General features: G+C 70.1%; 8 protein-coding genes. 3 read left to right on the forward strand and 5 right to left on the reverse strand.

Features of this window, described 5'->3' with window-relative positions; translation table 11 throughout:
- Nucleotides 1-848: serine protease (locus K8V84_RS19240; RefSeq protein WP_304076924.1), on the forward strand; the 848-nt coding region annotated here is incomplete at its 5' end.
- Nucleotides 849-919: 71 nt separating this feature from the next.
- On the opposite strand, the gene K8V84_RS19245 is transcribed toward K8V84_RS19240, so the two are convergent.
- A complete protein-coding gene (locus K8V84_RS19245) occupies nt 920-2,344 on the reverse strand; it encodes an aldehyde dehydrogenase family protein (RefSeq protein ID WP_304076926.1) in 1,425 nt (474 codons plus the stop codon).
- 220 nt (nt 2,345-2,564) lie between these two features.
- On the opposite strand from K8V84_RS19245, the gene K8V84_RS19250 reads away from it, so the two are divergent.
- The gene (locus K8V84_RS19250; RefSeq protein ID WP_304076929.1) at nt 2,565-4,349 is read left to right on the forward strand and encodes a hypothetical protein; all 1,785 of its coding nucleotides are present in this window, start codon (nt 2,565-2,567) and stop codon (nt 4,347-4,349) included.
- Here K8V84_RS19250 and K8V84_RS19255 read toward each other — a convergent pair.
- The gene (locus K8V84_RS19255) at nt 4,346-4,942 is read right to left on the reverse strand and encodes an HD domain-containing protein (RefSeq protein WP_304076932.1); all 597 of its coding nucleotides are present in this window, start codon (nt 4,940-4,942) and stop codon (nt 4,346-4,348) included. The genes K8V84_RS19250 and K8V84_RS19255 overlap by 4 nt on opposite strands.
- A 27-nt stretch (nt 4,943-4,969) precedes the next feature.
- On the opposite strand from K8V84_RS19255, the gene K8V84_RS19260 reads away from it, so the two are divergent.
- Nucleotides 4,970-5,854: a 3-methyladenine DNA glycosylase gene (locus K8V84_RS19260; RefSeq protein ID WP_304076934.1), complete on the forward strand. Its 885-nt coding sequence runs from the start codon at nt 4,970-4,972 to the stop codon at nt 5,852-5,854.
- Here the strand turns inward: K8V84_RS19260 and K8V84_RS19265 are convergent.
- From K8V84_RS19265 to K8V84_RS19275, 3 genes are read right to left on the reverse strand one after another with little or no spacing between them, the layout of a single operon-like run.
- Nucleotides 5,840-6,247, reverse strand: a complete 408-nt coding sequence (locus K8V84_RS19265; RefSeq protein ID WP_304076937.1) for an SdpI family protein — start codon at nt 6,245-6,247, stop codon at nt 5,840-5,842. The two genes, K8V84_RS19260 and K8V84_RS19265, sit on opposite strands and share 15 nt — an antisense overlap.
- Before the next feature lie 26 nt (nt 6,248-6,273).
- Nucleotides 6,274-6,684 (reverse strand): thiol-disulfide oxidoreductase DCC family protein, encoded by a 411-nt coding sequence (locus K8V84_RS19270; RefSeq protein ID WP_304076940.1) that lies wholly within the window; start codon nt 6,682-6,684, stop codon nt 6,274-6,276.
- A 24-nt stretch (nt 6,685-6,708) separates the two neighbouring features.
- Nucleotides 6,709-8,415, reverse strand: coding sequence for a serine hydrolase (locus K8V84_RS19275; protein ID WP_304076942.1), 1,707 nt, complete (start codon nt 8,413-8,415; stop codon nt 6,709-6,711).
- Between the last annotated feature and the right edge of the window lie 264 nt (nt 8,416-8,679).

Raw genomic sequence — 8,679 nt, forward strand, 5'->3', positions numbered from 1 at the left:
AGCACGCCGAGACCTTCGACTACTGGACCAACGAGCGCATGGCCGCCGCGCAGCCCATCACCGCTCTGGTCGACTCCGCCCTGGAGATCACCGAGCCGATGGCCCCGGCCCCCACCGACGACGCCGTGGAACCGCAGGCGGCCCGGCCCGACAGCGAGGGCGAGGTCTGGAACGACGGTGGGCTCGTCACCCGCACCACCGGCAAGGTGTACCTGACCATGGACGGGCGCGACTTCACCTGTTCGGCCTCCGTCGTGGACTCCGCCAACGAGAGCACCCTGGTGACGGCCGGCCACTGCGCCAAGGACGGCAAGGGCGCCTGGGCCCGCAACTGGACCTTCGTGCCCGGCCACGACGACGGTGAAGCCCCCCACGGCAAGTTCACCGCCCGCGACCTGATCGTCTCCCCCAAGTGGGCGAAGGAGGCGGACGACAGCTACGACTTCGCGATGGTCGTGCTCAACGAGACCGACTCCACCACCGTGCAGGAGCGGGTCGGGTCCCAGCGACTGTCCTTCGACACCTGGACCGAGGAGCGGGTGAACCAGGGCGTGCAGGTGTACACGTTCGGCTATCCGTCCGCCTCCCCCTACGACGGCGAGAACCTGCACTACTGCTCGGGCCGGACGGTCCCGGACACCGGCGGCACCACCGCCAACGGGGTCCGCTGCTCCATGACCCAGGGGTCCAGCGGCGGACCGTGGTTCGCCGACTTCGACCCGTCCACGGGGCAGGGGAACATCGCCTCGGTGGTGAGTTTCAAGTACGCCGACGACCGCGCCGTCCAGTACGGGCCGCGGCTGGGCTCCGAGGCCCGACGCCTGTACGAGCAGGCCTCGGGTCTGTAGACCTCCCTCACCCACGGCCGGTGACCGCCACTCCTGCTCCGCGGTCACCGGCCGCTCGCGTGCGCGGACCCCTACAGGTCGATGCCGGTGAGGACCAGGACGCGCTCGTCGGTGAGGTCGGTCATCGCCGAACGCACACCCTCCTTGCCCACGCCGGAGCCCTTGACGCCGCCGTAGGGCATCTGGTCGGCGCGGAAGGTCGGGACGTCGCCGACGACCACGCCGCCGACCTCCAGCTCCCGGTGGGCCCGGAAGGCGGTGGGCAGGTCCCGGGTGAACACGCCGGCCTGGAGCCCGAAGGCGCTGTCGTTGACCGCGGCGAAGGCGGCGTCGGTGTCGGCGACCCGCTGGATCACCAGCACCGGACCGAAGATCTCCTCGCGCACCACCTTGGCGTCGGCGGGGGCGTCGGCCAGGACGGTGGGCGCCACGGTCACACCGTCACGGGTGCCGCCGGTGAGCACGCGCGCCCCCGCGGAGACCGCCTCCTCCACCCAGGTGGTCACGCGTTCGGCGGCGGCCTCGTCGACCATCGGACCCACGTCGGTCTTGTCGTCGGCGGGGTCGCCGGTGCCGAGCTCCTCGACCCGGTCGACCAGAAGTCGCACGAACTCGTCGTGCACGGTTTCGGTGACCACGACTCGCTGCACGCCGATGCACACCTGGCCGGCCTGGTTGTTGCCGAACAGGGCCACGCGCCGGGCAGCCCAGTCCAGGTCGGCGTCGTCCAACACGACAGCGGCGGCGTTGCCACCGAGTTCCAGGGTGACGTGCTTGTGCGGGGCACGACGCTGGATCTCCCAACCGAAGGCCCCGCCGGTGAAGGACACCACGGGCAGGCGCTCGTCGGTGATGAGCGCGGCCGCGGACTCGTTCGGCATGGGCAGTACGGACACCATGCCGCCGGGCAGCTCGGTCTCGGCGATGATCTCGCCGAGCAGCAGCGCCGTGATGGGGGTGGCCGGTGCGGGCTTGAGGATGATGGGCGCACCCACCGCGATCGCGGGCGCGACCTTGTGCGCGACCAGGTTGATCGGGAAGTTGAACGGAGAGATGCCCAGGATCGGGCCCTTGGGCACGCGGCGGATCAGGGCCATACGGCCGGTGCCACCGGCGTCGGTGTCCAGCCGCTGGAGGTCTCCGCTGTCCCGACGGGCCTCCTCCGCGGCCCAGCGGAAGACGGACGCGGCGCGCCCGGCCTCGACCCGGGACCACTTGATCGGCTTGCCGCTCTCGGCGGTGATCACCCGGGCGATCTCCTCGGCGCGCTCGCCGATGCGCCGGGCGATGTGGTCCAGGGCGGTGGCCTTGACGTGCGCGGGCAGGGCGGCGGCGCGCGAGGCGACCGCGTGCGCGGCGGCCACGGCCTCCTGCACCTGCTCCGGGGTGGGCACGGACACGGTGCCCGCGGCCTCGCCGGTGTAGGGGTTGAGGACGGTCATGTCGGTGTCGCCGGTGGTCGCGGTGCCGGCGAGCCAGAACGGGTGCGTGGTCATGTCCGCGACGCTAGACCCCGCGAGCCGGACCGCGCCTTGTCCACCCTTGCCAAAGCCGGCCCCCGAATTGGCCACACTGGAGTACACGATCACGTACGGTTCTTACGCTGACCCGCTGGCGCGGAAGCGGTCCTTGATACACAGTGGTGGAGAGGGCTCTGCCGGCGCGTTAGGACAGGCCCTCGGGTCCGCCGCCGTCGACGGGAACCCGGGAGTGCCATTGCCGCTCGTCTACCGCACGCTCGTCGCCGTCCCCGACGACGACGGGGATCTCGTCGCCGTCGCCTCGACGGTCCTCTCACGGTGGTTGAGCAAACGCGGGAACTCCGGAGCGCGCGTGGACTTCGGCTCCTCGGGCCGTTACGACCTCAGCAACCGGTCCCGGGCGTTGGTCGCCCGGCACGACAACACCGACGAGGGACTCACCTTCCTCCGGCTGACCACCGAGTCCGACAAACCCGACGGGGTGTGGCGCACCCTGGTCACCGTGGTGGTCGACCCCGAACTGTCCCCCTGGCGATACCTGTGGTTGGACATGACCGTCGAACCCGCCCCCGGCCTCTCCACGGAGGTCACCCGTCTGGAGGTGATGCCGCCCGAAGCCGCGCGCATGCTGTTGGAGGCGGTCAACGCCCATGACGGCGCGCACACGCTGGTGCCCGCCCCCAGGATCGTGCGCGGACGCGACGAATCCGACGTGGCCGCCCTGCACTCGGCCATCCGTGATCCGCTGAGACGACTGGCGATCGTCGCCACCGGCGCCCCCGAAGACGTGACCGTGGCCGCCTGGCGCGGTTCCATGGCCGGGGCACTGTCCCGGTGCACCGGGATGTGCGCCGGATACGTGCTGGACGCCGCGGCACTGGATCGCATGGCGGCGATACTCCCCCGTGACCTGGACATACCCGCCGGCGGTGTGCGCACGTTCCTGCCTTCGGTGGATCCTCAGAACGAGGCGGACTCCTCACGCCACCCCCGGATGAGCCCCTCCACCCTGGACACGGCGCGGGACGGCGAACGTGTGCGCAACTGGGTCGGCGCCGCCCTGTCCCGGCGGGTGCGCGACAACGCCGTGGCCCTCGGGTTACCCGAAACGCTCAGGGCGATCGACACCCTCCTGCACGAGGAGACCGATGACCTGCGCCGGGACCCCACCTCTCTCGCTCCCCCACCGACCAACGGACCGGAGCACGCCATCGCACACAGGTCGGAGCAGGACTCGGCGAACAGCGTGGAACTGGCCGCCGCCAAGGCCCAGGAACAGCAGCTTCAACGGCTGCGGGAGGAAGTACGCCGGCTCAACACACGCATCGGGGAGCTGTCGGAGGAACGCCACCAACTACTCGACGAGACCGCGGACCTGGCCGAGGAGCTGAACACCGCGCGGGAGAGCGCGCGGTCCGCCCGCTACGAGGCGCATTGGCTGCGTGAACGGGTCCGTGAGGAGGGCCTGTTCCGGCTGGCCGCCACCCCCGCCCCGAACGACCCCGAACGGCGACCGCCCACGAGCGTGGCCGAGCTGTTGGAGCGCGTCACCGACGACGTCGTGTTGCCGCACCTGTTCTTCACCCTGGAGGACCAGACGGTGTACGAACTGGCCGACAGCCGCAAGGAGTCCCTGTGGGTGACCCGGGCCTGGGAGGCGCTGTTGGCGCTCAACGACTACGCCCGTTACCAGTTCGACAACCCCGGCAGCGGGCTCGGTTTCCACTCCTACCTGCGCGATCCACCGGACGGCTACCGGGTGATCCCGGTCAAACGGCTGGCGTCACAGGAGTCGGACTACGTACGCAACCGCGGCAAGCTCAACGAGAAGCGGTTCTTCCGGGTACCGCACGAGGTGGACCCGACCGGGCGGGTACCGATGTACGCGCACATCAAGCTGGACATCGAGTACGGAATCTGCCCGCGGCTGTACTTCTTCCCCGACCTTGGGCCGGAGACCACCAACCGCGTGTACGTGGGGTACCTGGGACGCCACCTGCCGGTGCAGCAGTCCAACTAGAGCGTCCGGTGGCCGAACCGGGCGGAGAGCGATGCGAGGTCGGGCTCTCCATAGCTCTCCACGAGTGCCTTGAAGCGGACCTCCTTGTCCGCGCCGAAGCGGCGGACCTTGGCCGAGTAGCTCTCCACGGTGTGGAAGACCGGCGGTTCCGTCTTGCTGTGGAACTTGTCCGCGTACATCACCAACTCCTCCTCCGGGGTCTCGGCGAGGTAGTCGGCGACCGGGATCGGCAGCCCCTGGGACCGTACGTCCTCGGCGGTGACCCCCACCCCGGTGTGGTGGGAACAGAACCGGCACAGCGTCTCGGGCAGCCCCTCGGCGGCGAGGAGTTCGTGGCCGAGCACCCCATGGCTCACGTAACGGTCGTGGGCGATGCGGCCCGAGGCGTCGACCAGACGGTAGACGCCGATGTCGTGCAGCAGGCAGCCCGCCCGGACCAGGTCGACGTCGACCTTCGCGGGCGCGCGATCGAGGAGTTGTTCGGCGATCGCGCACACCACCTGGCAGTGCGTGTACACGCGCTCGAAGGCCTCGGCGTTGGGCGCGTACCTCTCGTGGAGGGACCGGATCTGTTCGTCGGTGGGGATCTGCACACCGGGGACCATACCCTGGGAGCCGTGATGGGGACGATGACCGGGACCACCAGGACCGTGTTGGCCGAGACGGACCAGCGTGAGCGCGCCGAACGACACGCCGCGCGCGTCGACGCGCTCACCGCCGACCACCTGCGGCGACGCCGCGCGGGCGAACGGCACCCGGTGGAGGACTTCCTGTTCACCTACTACAACCTCAAGCCGGCACAGCTGCGGCGCTGGCACCCCGGGGTGGGCACGACCCTGGCCGGGGAGGCCGCGCGCGAGCGACTGTCGGAGCGCTTCTACACCGAACTCGACGGTGGCGGGGTGGGCCTGGACGTGCCCGCGTTCCTGGCCGCCCGACCCGTGCTCGACTTCGTGGAGCGATTGCTTTCGGCGGTGGCCTCGCGCCCGGCTCACCTGGGCTGCTTCGGGCTGCACGAGTGGGCGATGGTGTACCGGACCTCGCAGGTGCGCCACGGCCAGGTTCCGCTGCGGCTGGGGAACGAGGGCACCGACCGGGTGGTGGAGTCGCACCGGATCCGGTGCTCGCACTTCGACGCGTTCCGGTTCTTCACCGAACCCGCGCGCCCGCGCAACACCCTTTCACCCACCCGAGAGACCCAGGCGGACCTGGACCAGCCGGGTTGCCTGCACGCCAACATGGACCTGTACAAGTGGGCTTACAAGCTCACGCCGGCGGTGCCGTCGGAGCTGGTCGTGGACTGCTTCGAGCTGTCCCGGGAGATCCGCACGTTGGACATGCGGGCCTCCCCCTACGACCTGCGGGAGTGGGGGTACGAGCCCGTGCGGATCGAGACCGCCGAGGGCAAGGCCGCGTACATGGAGTACCAGCGCGACTTCGCCGAACGCGGCGGGGTGTTGCGCGAGCGGCTGCTGGCGGTGTGCCGGGAGCTACGAGCGGCCTGAGGCTTCGCCGGCCAGGCGCTTGCGGGCGACCCTGTGCCCCCTCCAGGACCCCACCACCAACAGCGCGGTGCCCACGGTCGTGGGCACCAGGATCGCGATGACCTGTGCGTTCGGGGTGGAAAGGAACGGGGTGAGGACCGCCGCGGGCAGGAAGGCGATCCCCGCCAGGATCGACCAGCGGGCGGAGGCCTCGTGCACCGCGTACCAGGCGGAGTCGCTCGACCTGGTGAACCTGGTGCGGATGCCGAAGAAGTCGTTGGGCCTGATCCCCCGCTGCGCGCCGTAGATCCCCATCAGCACCAGCACCACCGTGCAGGCGAGCATGGACAGCACGACCATGATGAGCGGGCCGAAGGGGATGGTCTCTTCGGCCGTCCGGGCCAACGAGATCAACTCGAAGCCTCTTTCCTTGTGGGGGATCAACCGTCGCGTGGGGGCGGAAGGGCACAGGTGTCGCCGCCTCCGGGCAGACGGTACCGGTTGGCCGCGACCACCCGGTAGGCGGCCCGGGTGAGCGCCCGCAACCCGGGCAGGGCCATCAGCCGGCCCAGTGCCCGGAAGGGGAACCGGCCGAACCGAAGGGTCTCGGCGACGGCGTCACCGCCGGAGAGCAGACTCCGGTCCGGACGAACCAGCCAGGCCTGTTCGTCCGCCTGTTCCGGGGTGAGCCCGAAGGCCTTGAGATCGGTCTCCTGCCAGGCCGCAAAGGCCGTGCGGGTTCGGACCCGCTCCCGCGCGAACGAGACGCACCGCCGGCAGAAGCCACAGTCATGGTCGTAGAGGAAGAGCCCGGCCGAGGGGATTCGGTGTGCTTCCCGCGAATGTCCCATGTCCCCTTCCTACCCGCCGAAGGTTCACTGTCGGGCGAAGAGAAGGGCGTAGACCATCAGAGAGAGCAGGGTCAGGGAGAACAACACCGAGAACACGAACACCGTGACGTGCAGCCACCGGAATCGGCCCGCCTCCGTCGGAACCCGACGCCAGTGCCACACCCCGACGGTGATGGCGGTGGCGACCACTCCCGCGGCGACCGCGGACGGTTCGGTGGGCAGATCCGTCCACACACCGCCGCGCTGGGTGTAGACCCACCAGGCCACGGCGCCCAGACTCAGCGAGACGATCCGTAGGCGATCCAGCGGGCGCTGGGTGATCAAGGTGCGGCGACGGATCATCAGGGCGAGCAACAGCACCGGTGGAAGCAACAGCGGGAGCAGGGTCAAAGCCATGCTCGTCCCGGTGCTCGGAGGGGCCGACAACGCCTCCCCGGGCTCATCACCGAGCAGCCCCAGGGCCAGCCGACTCTCCTGCAGCGTGAAGCTGTTGCCCATGAGGACGACGGCGCGCTCGTCGTCGAACAGGACCGTGGTGGAGGAGCCGTAGACCTTCCCACTGTGGAAGGTGACCTCACCGTGGTCGGGGGTGTCCAGGACGTGCCAGGCCAACCCCATGGACAGTTCGGTGTCCCCGTCCGCCTCCGTTGCGGGCTCCTCCTCCGACGGTGCCCCGCCGATCCGGACATCCTCCAGCACCACATCGGTGGCGTCCGCGCCCGGAGCACTGCCCTCGGCGACCGCACCGACCAGGGCGACCAGGTCGGAGACGGTGCTCCAGGTGGAGATCCCGGCGGGCGCGTACTCGGTGTTGGTCCACGGAGCCACCCGAACGCCCGGCTCGTAGTACGACAGCGCACCGCCCTCGGGACGTTCGGCGGCGACCTCGGTGTCGTCCATGTCCAAGGGGTCGAGGATGCGCTCGCGTACCAGGTCCGGGTAGCTCTCGCCCGCTTCCTCCGCCAACGCGTGCCCAAGGGTCGCGAAGCCGTGATTGGAGTAGACGTACTGGTCCTTGGGTCCGGCCTGGGTGTGCACGAGCCCGTCCACCGGTGAGATGGCGCCCTCATACGGGCTGATCAGGAGCATGGAGCGGAAGGTGACCGCCGCGCCCTCCCCATCGGCGATCGCCCGCAGCCCCGAGTGGTGGGTGGCCAGTTCCTGGAGGGTGATGTCGGCGACCTCGGGGTCGTCGAAGTCGATGTCCGGGAAGACCTCGGCGAGGGTGCGGTCCAGGGAGGTCTCTCCCCGCTCCACCATGTCCGCGAGCAACATCCCGGTGATCACCTTCATCACCGAACCGGTCTCGAACGGCGTGTCCGGACCGACCGGTGTGGTTCCGTCGGAGGTCCCCGCGGCGGCCCATTCCACCGAGTCCGGGTCGTCGAGGTCGAACCGGGCCACGGACAGCCCCTGCACCTCGACCATCCGGTCTCCCAGCACCTGCTCCACATCCGAGGCCAAAGACGCGTCCCCGGCCACTCCGGTCGCGGGCGTGGACCGGGCCGGCGCGAACAGCGCGGCCAGCACCGCGACCACCACGCCGACCCCGAGCGCGACCAGCCAGACCCGCCCCGGCGCGGCGGGAGAGCGCTGTCGACGGGCCGTCTTGGAGGAGCGGGAGAGAGGTGGGGTGGAAGACGGAGTGGCGGACGAGGCCGCGGACGAGCCGGAAGGGACGTCGGACGGGTCCGAAGGTCCGGGGGGTGTGGAGGGATCGCTGGAAGCCATACCCACCAGCCTGGCAAAAGATGGCCCGGAGAAGCAGTCACCACTGTCAGCGATCCGTTATGAGGTTCTCCCCGCATCGGTGATGACACCTGTCATAGGCCAACCACCTGGGAACGCGGTCGTCCCCGTCCCGTAACTCCGCTCTGACACGGGGAGGGTGCTGTGAGGGGTGTGCCGGGTGTGCCGGGAGGTGTGTTGGGCGCGATAGGTGGCGAGTCCTTCGGTGGTCTGGCGGGGTGGGGGTGGGTTCTTCCTCCTTCCCCG

The organism is Nocardiopsis listeri (genome assembly GCF_020741345.1).
In the GTDB taxonomy this organism is placed as follows: Bacteria; Actinomycetota; Actinomycetes; order Streptosporangiales; family Streptosporangiaceae; genus Nocardiopsis; species Nocardiopsis listeri_A.